Below are 19788 nucleotides of genomic sequence, written 5' to 3'. Positions count from 1 at the left end.
GACGGTTTCATGTAAAAATCAAATGTTTATGAATGATGTTGACCGCCAGTAGCAGAGTACCGATTCCGATCACCGCCATCTTGGCAGCTATTCGAGGCCGGAATGCGTACATGAACAGTGGATACAGGATAATCTCGACGACGCCCAGTAATTCGGATCCCCGATACCCGAGTAACGAGATGAATGAAAGCGCGGGAAACAGAAAGAGGGCGATTCCTTCTATCTTAATCAATAGCGGGAAATAGGGATTGTACGTTCCGATCGTGTCACGTTTCCACAGCATGCCGTAATACAGCGCACATCGGAACAAAAAGTACGGGTTGAATAAATTGGCGTCCGTAAACCCTTGTACGCTTTGTTCCTGAAGATGTTGATACATTTCCAGTTTGAGTCGAATGCTTTCGATGGGAATGACGGAAATATCGAACATCGTACCGTGGACTATGAATCCCAGCGGTACGATACTCCACCAGAGGCATTTGCTTTTGCTTGCAATCGGTTGGTTTTTCAACACGACTAGCGGTAATAGCAACAGTGAAGAATAATGGAAAAGCGAGGCCAGCAGAATCAAAGCCGTATAACGGAATATTTTGTGTTCGGCCAGAGGTCGAATGGCCAGCAAAAAAATGCCGGACGCAACTCCGGCTCTGATTTGCGTCATGTCGTGTAGCAGGTACACGTTCGATATGTAAATGACTAACGACAGAAATAATAATGAAGTCAGTCTCTTGATAGCTAAAATCTTGCATGTAACGCCGATGCTCGCGTAAATCACGAATAATAGGACGGGCCACGGACAAACTGCTTTGACCAGAGAGCCGATGAGGGTAAATGTGGGTTCTACCGTAGACGCCTCCTCTGGGTATTGGAACATGTTGAGGTAAGTCTTATAATCGCTGACGGTATTTCCGTCTCTCAATCCGGCGGCCAATACCATCAGAAATCCGGTCAGCCCGTATATAAAATACAGTTGTTTTCGCTTTATGCTCGATTCGCCCAATGCGATAATGGCGCAGCCAACGAATAGCAACGTAACGATACCTAAAGTATGCATACGTTTGTAATGAGGGGAGCGACTATATTTGCCGACAGCCGTTTTCGATCAACGAACGAAATTTCGGATAAGATGCCTCCCATGTGAATTGTTGTATATTTCGATAACCAGCCTCTGCGATACGACAGCGCAATTCGTCGTCCTCGAGCAAACGGATGATGTTCTCGGCCAACGCTTGTGAATTTTTGATCGGCGATACCAGGGCCGTTTCGCTATTCCGTGCCATCTCCGAATAACCCGGATTGTCCGTACAAGCAACTGCTGCGCCGCACATCATGGCTTCTCCTACGGTCAGCCCCCAGCCTTCCGACCAACTCGTTCCGATAAAAATAGCCGCTTCGTTATAAATGCGATTGTGCGTCTGCCGGTCGGGGCGCTGTACATAATGATACCATTTGGGTAAATGTCGGGGGCGGGGTGTCGCTCCGAATATGGAAACCTCTATTTGAGGATAGCGTGCTTTGACGATCTCCAATGCTTTGAAGCCGTCAGCACATCCTTTCGTTTCCAAAGCGTGATACATCATGGCGATACGGAATTTGTCTCGGTCCGAGCAAGGGATTTCCCTTTTAAAATAATCGAAGTCGAATCCATTGTATATCAATGCGCAACTTTCGCCACACGACTCGACTCGTTCGACGAGCCAACGGGCGATGGCGATCTTTCGCATAGGATAGCGGTAGGATTCCATGACATGCTCAGATGTGTTGCTGCCCCAATTCTCGAATCCCTGTATGAAATAATATTTTCGTTCCGGCAAAATGCCTACATATCGTTCCAGATAACGCGAGGTTTGGACTGCCGTAGCGATGTAAACATCAGCTAAAGGAACGCGCTTTTCGACGAGGGACCATACCCAATGTTCCTTAATCCGTTCATGTAGTGGAAACCATTGCCGACCCGAATACCCCTTCCACCTTCGGTAAAGAAACGTGATCAACGATTTGCTCCACTTCAGGCAGGTCACCAGCAGGCTTTGTTGGAATCGAGCTACGTAGGCGGGATAGACCAGTTCGACTTCGTATCCGTCGGCCGCCAGTCGGTTGGCGTATTCATAGACGACCTTGTACCCACCGATTGGAGTGACGCCGGATCGGGGCAGTAGAAATGCTATTCGTCGGGTAGGCATGAAAAATGAGTTTTAACGAATCGGCGACGAAAGAGCGTCGTCGATGAATGCTCGTGATTTTTCTACTTCTGATGCAAGATGCTGCTCTACTTTTTCGTACCGGACGGGATTGCATCCGGGTACCGTTCCGAGTGGAATAAACCGGTCGGTCAATCCTACTTTTTCCAATAAGGAGAGCGCTCGGAGGTCTGCCGGATTGTCCTGCTTGATCGTGTAGAAAGGTCGGTTGAACAGCAACGAGAATGCAGTGCCATGAAAAGAGGTCGTGACCACGAAGGCTGCATGTCGGAAATAGCCGAGGTATTGTTCCGGCGATGCCGTCTGGTCTTTGTATCGCATGGAGAATCCGGTCAGCGGATAGGCGTCGAGTTCCACGATTCGAGCCCCGATCTTTTCGGCGACATTCCGGGCGATCTCAAGCACCTCGCGTTTGTAAGGGCTCAAGTCGTATACGAGGACGTATTTCCGATCTGAGGCCGGGGGCGAGGCGATCTTTTCGAACATTTCGGTGCCTGCCAGAAGCGTGGGGTCGATCGTTGTGTAAACCGGTTTGGCGCTCAGCGGCTGCAACAACTCCTTTAGCGATTCCTCCCTTACGCCGATTGCGGTCATAGGGGCCAAATATTGCCGGAGGCGTTCGCGGTCTTTGTCGGAAAGCGTTCCGCGTCCCATGCTGGCCGCATAGGCGATAACCCTGCATGTTGCGTTTCCTCCAAAGAATACCTCGTCGTAACGCTGCCCGGTAATCGTTTTGTTCCAGATTTGATCGCTCCCTAAAAAAATCGCATCGAAATCGGAAAAATTCGTATGCCGGACATAGGGATGCAGGTCGAAGCGGTTCCGTATGAATCGGTCGAATGCTTTGCCCCGCAATATTCTGTGTTTCCATAAAAAAGGCTCGTAGCGCAATTTATATACTATCTCCCGCGGGGTAGAGGCCATCCAGAAGCGAATATTGAACGCTTTGTAGTTTCGAGTCAGATAACCGGGACGATAATCGATTATGTACGTTTCGTGTCCTTGCGACCTAAGATATTCCTGTAGTCCGTATGCCTGTAATACTGCTCCATAATTATGGGCGCAATGGAAAGTCAGGATGCCTATTTTCATCGGTATTATATCGTTATTTTTTCAGAATGTTTTTCACGAAGTTGATCCCTCTAGGACCAAGGTATTGTTTCACTAAATGCTTCGTTTTTCCCGTCGGGTCCGATTTTATGTTCCGCAAAATCCGTAGCGCCTCGCTCTCTTCATCGCTGTTCGTCCAGACTTCGAACAACAGGGGTTTAGGTGTCTTTTCCGGGGTCAGGAACTGTTCATATACTCGTTCGAATTCTTTTTTGTCCGATGCGCACAGATAGGTAAATCCCAAATCTTCCGCATAATGTCTGACTAAGACGCGGGACCGGTTGCCGTAATGGCCGGCTGCGGCGACGTACCGGTCGGCATCGTCGCCGAGCAACATCTGTCCGGGATGGAAATAATTTCTGAACTCGGTGCCTTTCCCATTATTGATCAACATAATGCGGATGTTGTTTCCGACATGCCGGTTGCCGATCGCGTTCATGTCGTAGAAAAACGCGAGGTCTCCGATGAAACAGAAACAGAGTCTGTCGGGGTCGGCCAAAGAAGCCCCTACCAGAGTCGATACCCCGCCGTCTATCCCGAAACCGCCGACATTAGAGTTCGAGACGACCGATTCCGGCATCCGGAACATGTTCCACGAACGTAGCGTATTGAGGATTCCGAAATGCACGACAGCATGTTCCGGTATGCGAGGGGCCATCCGCGAGGCGATCCATACATTGGAAAAAGGCAGATCGGGAATCGTTGCGTACAAATTGTCGTACTCGGTCCGGCATTGCCGCAGAAAGCGGTCGGACGTACCTTCGCCGACGGTGTAATGTTTGAAAAACGACCGTTCCGACATTTCGAACACGTAACGCAACCGACGGAAAGTGTCGCGAATCTCACCGTCTTCGCTCACTCGCCACACTTGGCAACCTTTCATCCGGCCCGCCGTGAAGTAATCGCCCGACACCTCCCCGATATGGATGAGCAAGTCGACTTGTCCCAATCCCGGATCGTACTGTTCCTGTCCGGCGACGAGCGCGTACAACGCTTTGTATTTCCCGTGATAGCCGCTCGTATGGTCGCAAAATACCACGGCATCGCGCGATGCGCAAAAACGATCCACCGCTTCGGTCAGTTCGGGACTCCATCGAGCATGGCTTCCTGCAAAGACGGCGATTCGACCGGCGGGCATTTCCGGGTGAATGTCTCCGTATCCGATCCTCTCGATCATCCGTACCGCAGGAAGGTTCTTGACGCAGAAGCTGCAACTGGCTCCCGTCGCCAAATTGATATGCACGGGACCGCCGCCCTTGCGTTTGAGTTCGAGCAGAGCCTTGTTCACTTTGATCTCGCAATTCCACGCTTCCTTGTCGTCTCTGACGGACGGCAATTCGATTTTCAGTCCGACGACATCGCGCGGGGAGACCGTCCGATCGATGACCTGCGGCATGAGATGTCCCACGTTCGAAAAATCGTGTATCGAGGTGATGGCCAGTACCGGCAATTTCCGATAATACGCTTCTGTCAACCCCGGCATGTAATTGCGCGAAGCCGTGGCCCCGGTACAACTGAGTACGACGGGTTCGCCCGCTTCGGCCGCTAATCCGCAGGCCATATAGGCTGCGGAACGTTCATCCACCGCCGAAAAAATCTCGAACCACGGATCGTATTGTATGCTTCCTACCAGAGCGACATTGGTCGTGCCGGGAGACACGATTACTTTGCGGATTCCGTGCGCCTTGAGGAGCGCGATCACGATCTGGACATTCCGCTCGTTCGTATACGACTTATTCATGATATTTTATATTATATTTTTTCGAACGATTGATTACCAGTCGCATCGGTAGTGGTTCCCTTGGTTACAAGGCACGATTTCACCTGAAATGCACATGGAAACGTCCGACAGGAGGAAAGCCGCGACTTCGGCCACCTCTTCGGGAAGGAAAACCCGTCCGGCACAGGAAGAGGGCCAATAGAGGTTGCCGTTCTTATCGACCCCCGTCATGTCGGAAGCCGTTACGCCGGGTGCAATCGCATTGACCCGAATCCCCTGAGCGATCAGTCGACGGGCGAGGCCGGTCGTGAGACTGTTGATCGCCGCCTTGGTCAACCCGTAGGGAATGTCGTCGCAATAGAGACCTCTTTCCGAAGTAATAAATAGGATGTTGCCTTGTCCGATTTTCTCTCTGTTCATGTAGTCGATGAAAGTCTGAGTCAGGAAATAGGGGCCTTTGAGGTTTGTGTCGAATTGGCGATCGAATCCCTCCTCAGTCACATCGGCGAACGATTTTTCATGCAGAGATATACCCGCATTGTTTACCAAACAATCAACTCGGCCTCCCAGCAGTCTGTCGGCTTCGGACAGGAAAGCGGCGATACCTGCCGTTCGCCGGACATCGAATACGAGATAAGGACAGTCGCAGAGCCGTTGCGACGCTTCTTGCAGCACTCGCTCGTCCCGTCCGGCGATCAAGACGGACGCTCCTTCTTGCCGACACTTCCGTGCGATGTAAAAACCTAAGCCTCGTCCGCCTCCGGTAACGATCACTTTTTTGCCTGCGAGCCTGTTCTGCGGAGCTGTTTCGACGATGTTCGCCGTAATTCGAACGTTCGGGGTTCCTTTCACCATCCATCGCAGGGCCCGTACAATAGCCTCTTTTATCATTGTTTTTTAGGGTGTTAAGGTGTTCAGCGTTTCGGTTTACCCCATTTCGAACAGACCATCGTGACGACGTACGTTCTTTCTGTATCGTTCAATCCGGCATATGCGACCACTCCTGCGGTCACGCATAAGCAAGTTACAGTAAAAGCTACCAGCCCGACGAAACTATCGGCCGCAATGAAACGGGACAGCAGAACGGCCGACAGCCCCGAAAGAAGTAATACCGGAATGAGCCTCAATATGACGGTTTTCATAAAAAAACCGGCGCTGTACCGGACCACTTTCGTCACGATGCCGATACGAACGAACAACAGCAACATATCCGTCAGTAGAACGACCGCATATACGATAAACGGGGGATAGCCCCATCGCAGAAACAAGTAGGCCAACGGCAGCACGCACAATCGCACCGTCCCGATCCAGAGCGACATCGCCTTGATGTTGCCCGTGGCCAAAACACAAGTCGTCAAAGGGGCGGAGAGCGTATTGAGCATCGCGATACTTAACGAGAATCGGACGAAAATCACCGTATACTCCGGTACTTCTTTCAACCAAATGGACAGTACCAGCGGAGTTTCGACCATCACGGGAAGCGCTAGAAACAGGAAGAGCAGGAATGAATATTTCGATCCCCGGCAGACTAATTCCATCATGTAATCCTTGTCTTCGCAGGCATAAGATTTCGTAATCTGCGGGTTCAGGGCTGTCGTAAAGTCGTTGACGAACTTCATGATGGCTCCTTCGACCTGCAAGGCGATTCCCCGTGCTGCATTGACCGTCACGCCGAAAAACAGATTAAGCAGGAGATTGATACCTTGTCCTGCCAAGATATACGAACTGGCTCCCAAAAAGTTCAGCCCGGCAAATTGGGAAATCTTTTTATAGTAGGATTTTTCTCGAATCAGCATGTATCGGGTTTCCGGAAAATGTCTCAAGCAGTAAGCACCGTAAATAAAGCGGACGAATACGGCTACGCAGAGTACGAGCACCGCATAAAGGATTAGCCGGTCGACCGGCGAGATAAGCAAAAAATAAACGATAAGCAGTTTCAACGTCACCTCCAGAATATTGATGTAGGCGAAGACGTCCATTTTCTCGTGGGCGATGATTGTCGCGTTGTAGGGAATACTCAGGATATTGATCAGAAAAGTCAGAACCGAACATTGGTAGACCCAGTTGGCCGCATGCATTCTTTCCGCGGCGATATTCAACTTGGCGTTCAGAAACCACAGACCGACGGTCTCGAACAGCAACAACAGAATCAGCGCTAAGACGATATGAATCGTCATTGCGGCTCCGAATACTTCCTGAGAATGACCCTCCTTTTTTCCGAGTTCGAAAGTCAAGAACCGCTGCGTTGAGGCAACCATCGTGGCGCTGACGACCGAAAAAAATGCGACGAATCCGCCTATGATATCGTATATTCCGTAATTTTCGATGCCGAGCGTATTTAGCACGATACGGGACGTATACAACGTGATGACGAGAATGAGTATCGTCCGGAGATATAGTATGCCTGTATTTTTTGCTATTCGGCGGTTGTTCTCGGCTTTCAGCATTCCCCTTTCCCGGTTACCTGTTTTGATACATTTCCTCGTAGTATTTTGCATACTCCCCCGAGGTCACGTTATCGATCCACTTTTGGTTATGGAGATACCATCGGACTGTTTTTTCGATGCCTTCTTCGAATTGGAGGGTCGGTTCCCAGCCCAATTCCTCCTTGAGCTTCGTGGAGTCGATCGCATAGCGCAGGTCGTGCCCGGCCCGGTCAGCGACATAGGTAATCAGTTTTTCGCTCGCGCCTTCCGGCCTGCCCAGCAGTCGATCTACGGTCTTGACGATCACTTTTATCAGGTCTATGTTCTTCCACTCGTTGAATCCTCCGATGTTGTACGTTTCGGCGATTTTCCCCTCGTGGAAAATCAGGTCTATGGCCCGTGCGTGGTCTTCCACGTATAGCCAGTCGCGGACGTTCTGCCCCTTGCCGTAGACCGGTAGCGGCCTGTCGTTCCGGATGTTGTTTATGAACAGCGGGATCAGCTTTTCGGGGAACTGATAGGGTCCGTAGTTGTTCGAGCAGTTCGAGATGACGGTCGGCAGGCCGTATGTATCGTGATAGGCCCTGACGAAGTGATCCGACGAAGCCTTGCCGGCCGAGTAGGGGCTGTGCGGATCGTACTTGGTCCGCTCGGTGAAGAAGCGATCTCCGTAGGGTCCCCCTCCGCACTCGTTTCCGTTCGGATCGCCTTGGGGCCGTGTCATCGGCAGCGCTCCGTAGACCTCGTCGGTGGATATGTGGTAGAACCGTTTCCCTTCGTAATCTCCGTTCCATTGCTCCTTGGCCGCCTGAAGCAGCGACAGCGTTCCCATGACGTTCGTCCGGGCGAAGGTGAACGGGTCCCGGATCGATCGGTCGACATGGCTCTCGGCCGCGAGGTGTATCACCCCGTCGACGGCATACTCGCGGAATAGCTCCCGCATCCTCTCGTAGTCGCAGATATCGGCCTTTACGAACGTGTAGTTCGGGGCGTTCTCGACGTCCGCGAGATTGGCCAGATTGCCGGCGTAGGTCAGTTTGTCGAGGTTGACGATGCGGTATCCGGGGTACTTGTTTACGAACAGGCGCACCACATGGCTCCCGATGAAGCCGGCGCCGCCCGTGATCAGTATGTTTTTCATAGCGATCAGTTTCGGTTAATGGTTTATTATTCCCATAATTTTCCGGATTTTCGCCGGATCGCCGTATACGACAGGTGAGTCGTACGGTCGATCGGGATAAGCTCCGTATGCCAGTCTGATGTTCAGCCCTCGCTCGGCGATAAACCGTTCGGCCTTCTCGGCCAACGATACGGGACGGCCGGTGCAGCAATTGATAATACCGAGTACCTCGTTTTGCGAGACGGCGCAGGCTATCTGATCGGCAAGTTCGTCGACATCGATAAAATCGTACTGGCTTTTGCCGGTCGTGAACGGAAAGGTCTGATCACCGGCTTCGGCCGCTTGCAAGATTTTACTGAACACCGAATGGTTTTTCGCGTCATCGCCGAGTATGTAATAGGCTCTCAGCCATTGCAACTGGCAATCGTGAGCTCCGCAATACCACATCATGCTCCGGCGCAACGCATCTTTGGCTATTCCGTACAACGAGACGGGATTGCAGGGCGTATGCTCGTCGATCGCTCCTTCCCAATAACCTATTTCGTGCATGGTTCCCATGACGGCTAACCGTTTCAGACCTCCGTCGATCAGTGTCTTCAAAAAATCGAAATGTGCCGACAGATCCTGCATATGCCTATCGGAGTTATGAACGAAACCGTCCCGCCATGCCATGTGGAGACATACGTCGGGGGCTCCCAGTTTCGAGAATAGATCGTCAGGGTGCTTTTGCAGAATATTGTATTCTACATGCTTTACCTCGGGATGTTTGTCCGTGAAAGTCAGATCGCAGGCTGTGACGGCATGCCCCAGTTCGACCAGTCGGGATACGATGTGCCTTCCAATATATCCGTTGGCTCCAGTGAGCAATATGTTCAGTTTATCCATTCGAAAAATATGTTTCAGGAAAAAGAGGATAGTTCGACTCGTATCCGGAGATTACCTTGCGTAATAGTCCGTATTATAGTCGAACAGTTCGGGTGCTTCGTCCAGTCTCGGATGGCGGCTGTCCTTTTCCGAGAGAATCACGTTCGCGGGGTCGATCCGCCAGTCGATACCGATCTGCGGGTCGTTCCATGCGATCGCCCCCTCGCTCTGCGGGGCGTAGTAGTTGTCGCATTTATACTGGAAGAGCGCCTCCTCGCTCAGTACGGCGAACCCGTGCGCGAATCCGCGGGGGATGAACAGTTGACGCTTGTTTTCGCCCGAGAGCTCGACGGCCACGTGGCGGCCGAAGGTCGGCGAGCCGCGGCGGATGTCCACGGCCACGTCCAGTACGGTTCCTGAAATCACGCGCACCAGTTTCCCTTGTGCATGTTCTCCGCGCTGGAAATGGAGCCCCCGCAGCACGCCGTAAGAGGATCGCGATTCGTTGTCCTGTACGAATCGGACCGGCCGAACCGATCTGTCGAACAATTTCTGTGAGTAGCTTTCGAAGAAGTATCCCCGCGCATCGCGATGCAACTCGGGCTCGAGGATTACGACCCCCTCGAGCGCTGTTTCGATAACTTTCATAAGAATGAACCCTGTTTTTTATCCGGGTTTCGGTATGGAGAAGTATTTGGCAGACCGATCATACGCATTAATATACCGAATGTGCCAAGTGCAAGCATTTTCCAGCCGGCTCCATGCCAGAGGGTTTCCAGCCATCGGGAAGTATGAGCCGAAAACACCTCCTAGAACGGCTGGTGTAACAAAGTGTGTAATCGGGTTTAGCAGATATTCCGGGCTCGCCCGGCGTTTCTGTCGGGAAGGACCGATCCGCGCAACCCAGAAACCGGTCGCACGAGCCTTCCTCGCTCCCGGGCTCCGCAAGGCCGAGCCGGACTCGCGGACGCTCCGCTCTCTCCCCGGCCGCATTTCCGGTTCTGTCGCCCGGGGGGCGTGGTACGTCTCCGGACGGATAATACAATGCCCGGGGAATTCGTCTTGCTTCTTCTCTCTCGTTTTTCGGCGCGTTGCCGGAATTGTAGCCCGCCGGGGGCTTTCATCGGAAACCGAGCGTTGCGGATCGTTCGGATGCCGAACCGGCCCGGAATACCGGCTCCTGTCCGGCCGGTCGGGCAGCCGGCCTGCACCCGAGCCGCCGCCTCGTCGATCGCCAGCGGAGGCATCCTATTCCGTTAGGACGGATACGGCAATCATATGTTTCGTTATGTGGCGAGCATACCCGCCCCGGAGTTGCGATATCTCCCAGCCGCGGCTTGAGGCTCACAGACCGTGTCTCCGACCGTTTCCGGCCGCGAGGTCTCTGCCGACGGAAGGAAGCTCGCGCGCGCAAGCCGGAAGCATCGGAAACGCGAAAGCCGGTACGTCAGGGCATATGATTCGGGACGGAGACGGCTTGCGTGTCGTGTCTGGAATAAGCGTCCGTTTCCCGTTCAGCGCCCGTCGCGGGCGACCTCTGCGAGCAGCTTGAGCAGATATTGTCCGTACTGGTTCCTGAGCATGGGTTCGGCCACCTCCCGCAGTTTCTCTTCGGATATCCACCCGTTGCGATAGGCGATCTCCTCCAGACAGGCGATCTTGACCCCCTGCCGCTTCTCGAGCACCTCGACGAAGATCGACGCCTCCGAGAGCGAATCGTGCGTTCCGGTGTCGAGCCAGGCGAAGCCTCGTCCGAGGGTCTGCACCTTGAGCTCTCCGTCGGCGAGAAACCGTTGGTTCACCGAGGTGATCTCCAGCTCCCCGCGGGAGGAGGGCTCGATCGATTTGGCCACGGAGACCACTCTGTTCGGGTAGAAGTACAGTCCCACTACGGCGTAATTGGATTTAGGATGCTCGGGCTTCTCCTCGATCGAGAGGCATGTCCCGTTCTCGTCGAACTCGGCCACGCCGTACCGCTGGGGATCGTCTACCCGGTATCCGAAAACGGTTGCCTTGCCCTCCCGCTCGGCCGTGCCGACGGCCTCCCGCAGCTGAGCGGGAAAGCCCACCCCCTGAAAGATGTTGTCGCCCAGAACGAGGCATACGGCCTCGTCCCCGATGAACTCCTCTCCGATCAGAAACGCCTGAGCGAGTCCGTCGGGAGACGGCTGCTCGGCATAGGAGAGACGGACCCCGTAGTCGGACCCGTCTCCGAGCAGCCGCCGGAACGAGGACAGATCCCACGGCGTGGAGATCACCAGAATGTCCCGGATTCCGGCCAGCATCAGAACCGACAGCGGATAGTAGATCATCGGCTTGTCGTAGATCGGCAGCAACTGCTTGGAAACCCCCTTGGTGATCGGGTACAACCGCGTCCCCGACCCCCCGGCCAATACGATACCTTTCATAGGATGATTAAGTAAAAACGGTTACTGTGCCCGACCGGCCTGCGCCGGATCTCGGATACAGGCCGGTCGATTATCGTTTCCATGTTATACAAATCATTCGCTCTCCGAACAACCGGTTCTCCGCAATATCTCATGGACGAGCAATGCCGTTCGTGAAAGGAGCAAAGTATCTCGTTACGCGAATTCTTCTATTTTTTCGCCACGCCATCGTTTGTACGCCTCGGGCGCGAGTACCGGAACCGTCAGCACTTTATGATCGGGATCAACGGTCCGCAGTATGTGTCTCCGGGAGTAGGCCCGCAGCTCGCCGTCCGCAATGGATGCCATGACGACGGGAAAAGGATAAGCCGCGAAATGGAAAACCGCGGTTTCGTTTCGGGGAAACAACCGGCATAGCTGGTAGGCGGATCGTTCGAAAGCCGCCCAGTATCCCCCTGTGCCATACAAGTGGATGAATCGCTCGTTATTTTGTTCCCGAGCGAGCACTTCCGTTCGGTGAGCTGCCAAGAAGGCCATCAGACGGACTCCCGAAGGTTCGGCCTCGGTATTTCGTAGCGGTCCTCCAGCCATGATTTCTGCGTTTTCCACGGGTTGTCGCATACTGACTCTTCCTTAACTTAAGGTGATGTTTCGATCGAGTCCGGCTACCGGTTTATTCCGTATCCGTTTTCCAAGCGAGTCCGAGAACCATACCTGAAGCAGGGATTCGGAAAATCAAGCATATGCAAGCGTGTAAAAGCGTGCAGCATTCAGTGGCCCAGCCAGCGGTCGTAATCGTCCAGCCACCGGATCAGGCGCGCCTTGCTTTTCTTGGGAGATTCTTCCCTTTTCCATCGTTCGACGATCTCGTGGGCCCGTTCGTAATCAAGACTGCTATCCGCGCATCCGTACAATGTGACGAGCAAATTCGCACGAGCCTGTTCTGCCTGGACGAGCGGAAGCAGGTGTCGGATCGTCCCGATCAGCTTTTCGCGCTCTTTCCTCTCCCCGAGCAACGTGTAGGCCGGAAGCAGTATGGAGTAGAGTTTGCTGCGCAACACATCGCTGTCTACTTGCAGTCGGCCGTATTGTTTGATCGTTTCGGCCGCCAAGGCGCGATCTTCGTCCGTCGCGCCTCCCGGGGAGAAGCAGCGCCCCATAGCCTCGTGCAGGCCTTCCTGCAACCGGTCGTTATCCAGCCGGGTATATACGTGTTTTCCGCCCTCGTGCAGAGCGATGATCTCGTACTCTCCCGGACGGACGTGCAGCAGCGGAACCCACATCCAGTTCTCTACGCATACGACGACATCTTTCCGTCCTCCGCCGGGTCGGATCGCTACGCGTGCCTCAGCACCCTTGAATCTCCCCGCGATAATACGGATGCGGTCGCCTTTGGCGAGCCTCTCCGTTTCGGGCATATAGACAGGTAGCTCGTCGCAGTAGGAGCGTGCAACCCATTGCAGGTTGCGCATCGCCTCGTCGGACAGGTAAGGATAGTATCCGCGTAGCCCTTCCCGCACTCGCGGCAGGAAGTTGTATTGAGGCAATTCCTGCTTCATCCGATATATCTCGCTTTCCGACGAGCGGACAAAAACATAGTTGTAAAGCAACGGGCGGCGGGTACGGACGAAATGTCCCTCCTCGTCCTTCACTTCTACGTACGAGGGAGCGAAGAACTCGAATCCCGGCTCGCCGCAACGGATGCGGCGGTCCAGCTCCCTTTGCAGACCGACGGCCGGTCCCCGGTGACAGGAAGGAAGCGTCAGCACGTACCACCTTACGGCTTGGCTGTTTCTTCTGCGTGCAAAGCGTTCGGCCAACTCGGGAATGTCCTTGGTCTCCCCTTCCAAAGTATCTATATTCGCTTCCAAAAAACAGTCGCTTTTTTCAGTTACAGACACTCCTCCGCCATATCGAACGGCTTGTACAACCATCGATATATCAAAGACTTACCCGTCAAACAGAAAGGGATACTGAAAATTTCAGACTTGCCCTTCGTTTCATTTCGCACTATGCGTTTCCCCTCGTTCGCATCTTGCGATTATGGCATTCGAATGCGGCGACGAGATGATCCCGTTTCGCATGGTCTCTATGCAAGAAACCACATAATGCGATTACAAACATATATAAAAAAACAACAATGGACAAGTCGTCGGATCGAAAAAATATTTATCCGTATTAGTGCAACATATTAAAAACAAAATAAATACATTCATAATGGTGCTTATCTGCCGATATCAAGCTATCGTTTTGCTATGCCGTTCGCCATCTGTGTAAAATGTTTGTGTTTACGTTGCAAACAAATGTAACAATGCGGCATTTTATACAACATGCCTATTCATTACCAACTGTTTATCTCCGCTTATGGTTTCTTGCATAGAGACGTTTTTATTCAAAACAGCCGTAATCTTCTGATTGGCAGCATCTATTGCCGAATTCTCCAGCGAAGCCAGATAGATCAGGGTCGTTCGTTCCGAAGCGTGCCCCATCCCCGCGCTGATAACGGAAAGGGGGATGTTGTGTTTTCGTGCAGCCGTGGCCCAGCTGTGCCGGGCTACATAGGAAGAGAGCGACTCCTTCAGGTTCAGGCGTTGTGCCAGCTCCTTCAATTGCTGGTTGTAGCGATTCAGTGCCGTCTGATACTGGGAAAAGGCCTTGTCAGGTTTCGTTGTCCGCAGAATCGGGAAAAGGTAAGACGGATAAGTCGCCGCCGCATGCCGGACGATGATCTCGCGCATGCACGGTTCGATGCGGATGCGTAGCGGTTGTCCGGTTTTGCGACGCGTGTAGACGATTTCATTGTCCCGGATATTTTTCGTTTGCAGATAGGCCATGTCGACGAAAGCCATGCCGCGCGCGCAGTAACTGAAAATAAAGAGATCGCGTGCCAGCGAGAGAGAGGGGGCATCGGTCAGATCCAGCCTCCATAGCTTGGCGATGAAACGTTCGTCGATAGCCCGCTGGCGGGTACGGTCGATTCCGGTATAGACATGCCGAAACGGATAGGTCTGCTCGATACCGTACTTGCGGACGGCTTTATTGTAAACGGCTCTGAGAATACGCATATAGAACGATACGGTATTGCGCACGACGCCCCGCCGGATCAGAAAGCCGTTGTACTCGTCGATCAGGGATTCGGTTACGGCCGAAAAAGGAATGTCTTTTGCCCCGAGAAAACTCATAAAACTGTTCAACGCCCGCCGGTAGTTCCGGGCCGTTCCGAGGCGGTTGCTGTTCGTCAGTTCGTCGATCTCGCGCCGCATCGATTCGGCTACCGTTATGCGCTGTGCCATGATACGGAATCGCATGATGATATCGTCCGGTCCGTAACCGTTCCCTTGCGTGTCCAATTCCCGAACGATACGGCGTAACGATGCGATGTCGTGCTCGATACGGTGCCGCAGCAGACGTCCCTCCGGGGTCTGCGAGATTGCAGGGGCGATGCGTTGCGCCGCCGGCAGCCAGTGTTCGGGTGCGATCCGAAGGTGTGTAGCGATCCGGCGTGTCTTTCGGCCACGGGTGATTTGATAGTAGATCGTGCCGGCCTTACCCTGTACGCCGGAATGACGCAATTTCACTTGGATGGTTGTCATGATGTGATTTTTTAATATTCCTCCGAAACTTCGGATCGACGCATAAATGAAGTCTCGGTTTGTCGGAAGATCAGGTTCGTCGATCCGGCGGGCAAGGTAGGGTACGGATCGGCGTGTCCGAAACCTTTTAAGCTATGCCGGCAGCAACCAAACTATCGGAAATCGTCGCGCTGAGAATAGAAGATAAGAAACATCATGCAAAGCGTTCGATCTTGGGCCTGCATGCTTTTGATCGGGAACCACATTTTGCCTTTATTCGGTAAAATGGTACGGATACTCGTCGGGGGCCAGCATGTGCAAACCTTCGTATTTCGTAAACTCGACGAAGGATTAAGCCTGAAAACCGTCAAGGTGATTTTGATCGTTCTGAAAACGGTAACGCATTTCGGTGTCAAGAACCAAATGATTGAATATCGTCAGATAGACATAAAGTTTCCGACCGAACGCGACAAACAGTCAATAGATATTTTAAGTCGTTCGCATCAAAGGCACATCATGGAATATGTCCAATCTCATCTTACGTTCAAGAATCTGGGTATTTACTATGTCTAAGTACGGCAGTCCGAGCGATTGCATAATTGTCTGTAATAGTTTCGATATGCGCGCGGTTCGGCCGACGTCGGATCATTCGGCAGGACGTAAAAATTCCCGTTCACAACTTTTTGATAGGGCGAACATTTTCTGCAAGTCTTTTGTCATCGGAATTTCTCGAATGGAGTTTTCGGAGTGTTGAAAATTACCTCAATGCATTGAATTGTTCTTCGAACAAGGATAACTCCGTTTTCGACATCCAAATCGTCTCACGTTAACGCACAAATCTCCCCGATATGTATTGCCCGCAATGAAATTCCATGGTCTACGGCATAGCTTCGCTACCCGCTGCATCGAAAGCAAGTGCGACTACAAAACAGTAAGTGTACTACTCGAACATTCCAATCTCAGTACTACACTCAATTTATACGTTCACCCGAATACGGAACAGAAACGCCATTGCATCGACCAAATGTGCAAAATGCTCAGATAAACTCAAATAAAGACTCTATTTGTATAGTGTATTAGGAAACTAAAACCGCCTCACAATGTATCATGAAACGGTTTTATTAGAAATGGGTATTGAAATAGCATCGACAAAATGCTCTCTTTGTTAGTTGAAAATGCAATATGCTCAACACGAATATTTAAGGTATTTATCGAGCCATTCTAAATTTACCCGCTATTTTTTCGCTCAGCATATCCATATCCCTACCTATCTTGTCGTTGGTGATTTTCGCATAAATCTGGGTCGTCGTGATATGCTTGTGGCCTAACATCTTACTGACCGTCTCCAGCGGTACGCCCTGAGAAAGAGTAATCGTGGTTGCGAAAGTGTGCCTCGCAACGTGCATCGTCGGATTGAACGACAATCCCGCATGACGAGCTACATGACGCAAGGACATATCCATCGAAGCACAGTCCTTGACCGGAAACACCTTATTATCCGACAACCGCAAGCGGCTGTACCTCTCAACGAGTTCTTTGGCTACAGGTAGGAGTTTGACCCTAAACTGCGTTCCCGTCTTTGCCCGGTTATCGATAATCCACACATCACTCCGCTCGTCTGTATGGGTGTCGTCATAGGAAAGTTTCTTTACGTCGGCATAAGACAGTCCCGTAAAACAACAGAACACGAATATATCTTTGACGATAGCCGTTTTATAATTGGGAACTTGCACGTCCATGACCGCCTGAAATTCCGATTCCGATAAAAAACGGCGGTCGCGATACTTACCTGTCACCCGGAATCCAACGAAAGGGTCTGAAGCAATCCATCCGTTCTTAAAGGCCGTATAGCTCATCAACTTTAGTTTCTTGATCGCATTGGGCAATGTCCCCGGCAACATCCTCCGAACGGTAGAAAGATATACGACATACTTTTCGATAAACTCCCGTTTAAGTTCCCTGAAAGGTATATCCTCTACCTTATACTCATATTGCAGAAACGCGGCAAGGCGTCGGTACTGCTTACGGTAGTTTTCCAACGTGGAGGCTTTGCGGTCTTTGCCGACACGGTTTTTCTCGAAATCGTTCAGGTACTCATCGAATGTTTGCAGTAGGAGTTGGTACCCGTCCCCGAAACCCAGCAAAGCGTTCTTGACTTTCTCTGCAGCGACATACGAATCGATCGCAGGTACACTGGTACCGCTTGCCGATATTGGTCTTAATATTTTCTAACTTTTCGTTGATACGCTGGGCGACGACGCTTTTATTTTTGGTTTTTTCCGTCGAATTTTGTCACACTTTTGTAAGTTGTTGGTTCATTGTCTTGTTATACTACTTTCGACATCTTATGTTTTGTGCATTTCGTTTTCATGCCCGCACGATAGACGAATATAGCAATTGCTTAATAAATGCGGGGAACGGTGATACTGTCCCCGCATTTTATATTTCTATTGACTCCGATTGCGTAATCTTTTTGTCGCAACACGCAGAATATCTTAAAGCAGCTATTTTCTATTTCAAATGAGAAGCACGAAGATTTTTACTTGTGCTCATTAAAATTCCATTGATCGATGGGAACATTTTGGGAACATCTTGAAAGCAAAGCCGCCTCTCACGTACGTGAGAGGCGTCTTCTGTACCCGGAGCCGGTTTTGAAATGGCAAAAACCACCAAAATAAAAACCATCGAATTATATAAATAAATATCTATATATCAATAACTAAAAGTTGATTTCAATTGAATGTGTTTTATACTGTTTTCGATAGTTTGGAATAAAAGTGCCCAAAAAGTGCCCGAAATATTTTGTGTATTCCGAAGGATATTATAACTTGCCGAAAAAGTAAAAATATGGGCAAGACGTATTATAATATCAGCAGAAAAAAAGATGCCGCCGGAGAATCGGAAATTTGTATGCGAATTTATGTTAGCAAGGATAACAGAATCCGCATCGGCAGTGGTATTTGGGTAGAAGCTAAACGGTGGGGAAAGAAAAACGAGATCAACATACCTAATATTCCCGGCGAAGAAAGAGAAATGCTTTTGGAGAAAAAGACCAAATTAAAGGCTTTAACAGAGCATATTGAAAAAGAGGTACAGACTGCGGAAGATAAATCAATTATTGATAAATCATTCCTTGAGAAAATAGTTCGCAAATTCCATAAACCGCCCAAAGCCCAGAAAGAAAGTGAGATTTCGTTTTTCGATATTATGGAAAGATACGTTACCACACATAAACTGTCGGAGCCGCGACGCAAAAATTTCAAAGTAATCATGCGGAGCCTGCATCGGTTCGAGTTGTACTGGAAAAAAGAGGGACACCGGGGCTTCAAAATAACTTTCGCCAATCTTAATCCGGAACTATTGCGACAGATCGAGAACTTTCTGCTAAACGAACAAGAGGCCTTCTTGAAATACCCGGAGATATACGATCTATTTCCGTATTCCGCTAAAGTAGCGTTACTGACACCGAAGCGCAAGCGTCCGCCGATTCTCGATAAGGACGGCAACGAAATTCCTAAAGGAATGCCGAAACCGCGTGGGCAAAATTCCGTTGCGGATATGCTCACCCGCTTCCGGGCTTTTATTATATGGGCTATCGACAACAACTACACGATAAATAATCCGTTCAAACATTTTACGATTGGGGAGATCGTTTACGGCACACCTATCTATATCAGTAATGAAGAACGAAACCGACTGCTCGAAGCCGATATGTCTGATGATAAGGAGATAGAGACACAGCGAGATATTTTCGTATTTCAATGCCTTATCGGTTGTCGTGTCAGCGACCTGTATAAAATGACCTACCGAAGCATTATTAACGATGCGGTGGAGTATATTCCCCGAAAGACTAAAGAGGACAGACCGATCACCGTGCGTGTACCGCTGAACGACACCGCGAAACGACTGATCGCCAAATATCAGGACCATGATAGAGGGAGTTTGTTCCCGTTCAGCACGGAACAGCATTACAACCGGAAAATCAAAGAGGCATTCAAAAAGGCTGGCTTAGACCGTATCGTTACCGTCCTCGATCAGCAGACCCGACAAGAAGTACAGAAGCCATTATATGAGGTTGCATCATCGCACATGGCCCGGCGCACGTTCATCGGCAATATATACAAAAAAGTGAAAGACCCCAACCTCGTGAGATCATTGAGTGGACACAAGGAAGGCAGCAAAGCATTCGCTCGTTACCGCGACATCGACGAGGATATGAAGAAAGAACTAATAGGCTATTTAGAATAAAAACAAGAAGTGTATAATAATAGCACGCCTTTTGCGTTATATATCTGAAATGAGATTTGAAAGAGCGCGCAAAGATATGATTTTTTTTGCAGTTAAATAAAAACTTCATACATTTGTACCGTCTCTACCCTTGGTAGGGA

The 19788-nt window shown here is 50.9% G+C and carries 15 protein-coding genes and 1 pseudogene; 2 read left to right on the top strand and 14 right to left on the bottom strand.

Annotated elements, in window-relative coordinates; all coding sequences use genetic code 11:
• Positions 1-7 precede the first annotated feature (7 nt).
• The 13 genes from NQ491_RS07380 to NQ491_RS07320 all read right to left on the bottom strand — a co-directional run bounded on the left by NQ491_RS07380 (position 8) and on the right by NQ491_RS07320 (position 15421).
• Positions 8-1054, bottom strand: coding sequence for an EpsG family protein (locus NQ491_RS07380; protein WP_019246831.1), 1047 nt, complete (start codon positions 1052-1054; stop codon positions 8-10).
• A gap of 22 nt (positions 1055-1076) precedes the next feature.
• Positions 1077-2183, bottom strand: coding sequence for a glycosyltransferase family 4 protein (locus tag NQ491_RS07375; protein ID WP_019246832.1), 1107 nt, complete (start codon positions 2181-2183; stop codon positions 1077-1079).
• 12 nt (positions 2184-2195) lie between these two features.
• The gene (locus tag NQ491_RS07370) at positions 2196-3293 is read right to left on the bottom strand and encodes a polysaccharide pyruvyl transferase family protein (protein ID WP_026089803.1); all 1098 of its coding nucleotides are present in this window, start codon (positions 3291-3293) and stop codon (positions 2196-2198) included.
• Positions 3294-3306: 13 nt separating this feature from the next.
• Positions 3307-5052, bottom strand: coding sequence for a thiamine pyrophosphate-binding protein (locus tag NQ491_RS07365; protein WP_019246834.1), 1746 nt, complete (start codon positions 5050-5052; stop codon positions 3307-3309).
• 33 nt (positions 5053-5085) lie between these two features.
• Positions 5086-5886, bottom strand: coding sequence for an SDR family NAD(P)-dependent oxidoreductase (locus NQ491_RS07360; protein WP_147524773.1), 801 nt, complete (start codon positions 5884-5886; stop codon positions 5086-5088).
• 59 nt (positions 5887-5945) lie between these two features.
• On the bottom strand, positions 5946-7478 hold the full coding sequence (locus tag NQ491_RS07355; protein ID WP_019246836.1) for an MATE family efflux transporter: 1533 nt from the start codon (positions 7476-7478) through the stop codon (positions 5946-5948).
• A 13-nt stretch (positions 7479-7491) separates the two neighbouring features.
• Positions 7492-8598 carry a dTDP-glucose 4,6-dehydratase gene (rfbB, locus tag NQ491_RS07350; protein WP_259800541.1) on the bottom strand — a complete coding sequence of 369 codons (1107 nt, stop codon included), beginning with the start codon at positions 8596-8598 and terminating at the stop codon, positions 7492-7494.
• 15 nt (positions 8599-8613) lie between these two features.
• Positions 8614-9462: an NAD-dependent epimerase/dehydratase family protein gene (locus NQ491_RS07345; RefSeq protein WP_019246839.1), complete on the bottom strand. Its 849-nt coding sequence runs from the start codon at positions 9460-9462 to the stop codon at positions 8614-8616.
• Between the two features lie 51 nt (positions 9463-9513).
• Entirely contained in the window at positions 9514-10089 is a 576-nt protein-coding gene (rfbC, locus tag NQ491_RS07340) for a dTDP-4-dehydrorhamnose 3,5-epimerase (protein WP_019246840.1), read from the bottom strand.
• 866 nt (positions 10090-10955) lie between these two features.
• Complete coding sequence (rfbA, locus tag NQ491_RS07335) at positions 10956-11849, bottom strand: glucose-1-phosphate thymidylyltransferase RfbA (RefSeq protein ID WP_259800538.1); 894 nt, start codon at positions 11847-11849, stop codon at positions 10956-10958.
• Positions 11850-12023: 174 nt separating this feature from the next.
• Complete coding sequence (locus NQ491_RS07330) at positions 12024-12419, bottom strand: hypothetical protein (RefSeq protein WP_034283533.1); 396 nt, start codon at positions 12417-12419, stop codon at positions 12024-12026.
• Between the two features lie 179 nt (positions 12420-12598).
• Positions 12599-13678 (bottom strand): hypothetical protein, encoded by a 1080-nt coding sequence (locus tag NQ491_RS07325; protein WP_019246954.1) that lies wholly within the window; start codon positions 13676-13678, stop codon positions 12599-12601.
• Between the two features lie 471 nt (positions 13679-14149).
• On the bottom strand, positions 14150-15421 hold the full coding sequence (locus NQ491_RS07320; protein WP_259800535.1) for a site-specific integrase: 1272 nt from the start codon (positions 15419-15421) through the stop codon (positions 14150-14152).
• 841 nt (positions 15422-16262) lie between these two features.
• Here NQ491_RS07320 and NQ491_RS07315 point away from each other — a divergent pair.
• Entirely contained in the window at positions 16263-16445 is a 183-nt protein-coding gene (locus NQ491_RS07315) for a tyrosine-type recombinase/integrase (RefSeq protein WP_390620789.1), read from the top strand.
• A 163-nt stretch (positions 16446-16608) separates the two neighbouring features.
• Here NQ491_RS07315 and NQ491_RS07310 read toward each other — a convergent pair.
• Positions 16609-17677 (bottom strand): annotated as a pseudogene (locus tag NQ491_RS07310) (tyrosine-type recombinase/integrase); the annotation flags it as partial.
• A gap of 570 nt (positions 17678-18247) precedes the next feature.
• Between NQ491_RS07310 and NQ491_RS07305 the strand changes: the two are divergent.
• A complete protein-coding gene (locus NQ491_RS07305; RefSeq protein ID WP_019246282.1) occupies positions 18248-19648 on the top strand; it encodes a site-specific integrase in 1401 nt (466 codons plus the stop codon).
• The last annotated feature ends 140 nt before the right edge of the window (positions 19649-19788 follow it).

Source organism: Alistipes ihumii AP11, assembly GCF_025144665.1.
Classification (GTDB): Bacteria; Bacteroidota; Bacteroidia; order Bacteroidales; family Rikenellaceae; genus Alistipes_A; species Alistipes_A ihumii.
Note: the sequence above shows the minus strand (reverse complement) of the source record. Positions and strands in the feature narration are given on the sequence as shown.

Excerpts from the sequence above, each read along its gene's own strand:
- NQ491_RS07305 (WP_019246282.1), top strand. The coding sequence starts at position 18,248 with ATGGGCAAGACGTATTATAATATCAGCAGAAAAAAAGATGCCGCCGGA.
- NQ491_RS07360 (WP_147524773.1), bottom strand. The coding sequence starts at position 5,886 with ATGGTGAAAGGAACCCCGAACGTTCGAATTACGGCGAACATCGTCGAA.
- rfbC (WP_019246840.1), bottom strand. The coding sequence starts at position 10,089 with ATGAAAGTTATCGAAACAGCGCTCGAGGGGGTCGTAATCCTCGAGCCC.
- NQ491_RS07320 (WP_259800535.1), bottom strand. The coding sequence starts at position 15,421 with ATGACAACCATCCAAGTGAAATTGCGTCATTCCGGCGTACAGGGTAAG.
- rfbA (WP_259800538.1), bottom strand. The coding sequence starts at position 11,849 with ATGAAAGGTATCGTATTGGCCGGGGGGTCGGGGACGCGGTTGTACCCG.
- NQ491_RS07375 (WP_019246832.1), bottom strand. The coding sequence starts at position 2,183 with ATGCCTACCCGACGAATAGCATTTCTACTGCCCCGATCCGGCGTCACT.
- rfbB (WP_259800541.1), bottom strand. The coding sequence starts at position 8,598 with ATGAAAAACATACTGATCACGGGCGGCGCCGGCTTCATCGGGAGCCAT.
- NQ491_RS07345 (WP_019246839.1), bottom strand. The coding sequence starts at position 9,462 with ATGGATAAACTGAACATATTGCTCACTGGAGCCAACGGATATATTGGA.
- NQ491_RS07370 (WP_026089803.1), bottom strand. The coding sequence starts at position 3,293 with ATGAAAATAGGCATCCTGACTTTCCATTGCGCCCATAATTATGGAGCA.
- NQ491_RS07330 (WP_034283533.1), bottom strand. The coding sequence starts at position 12,419 with ATGGCTGGAGGACCGCTACGAAATACCGAGGCCGAACCTTCGGGAGTC.
- NQ491_RS07380 (WP_019246831.1), bottom strand. The coding sequence starts at position 1,054 with ATGCATACTTTAGGTATCGTTACGTTGCTATTCGTTGGCTGCGCCATT.
- NQ491_RS07315 (WP_390620789.1), top strand. The coding sequence starts at position 16,263 with ATGAAATTCCATGGTCTACGGCATAGCTTCGCTACCCGCTGCATCGAA.
- NQ491_RS07355 (WP_019246836.1), bottom strand. The coding sequence starts at position 7,478 with ATGCTGAAAGCCGAGAACAACCGCCGAATAGCAAAAAATACAGGCATA.
- NQ491_RS07365 (WP_019246834.1), bottom strand. The coding sequence starts at position 5,052 with ATGAATAAGTCGTATACGAACGAGCGGAATGTCCAGATCGTGATCGCG.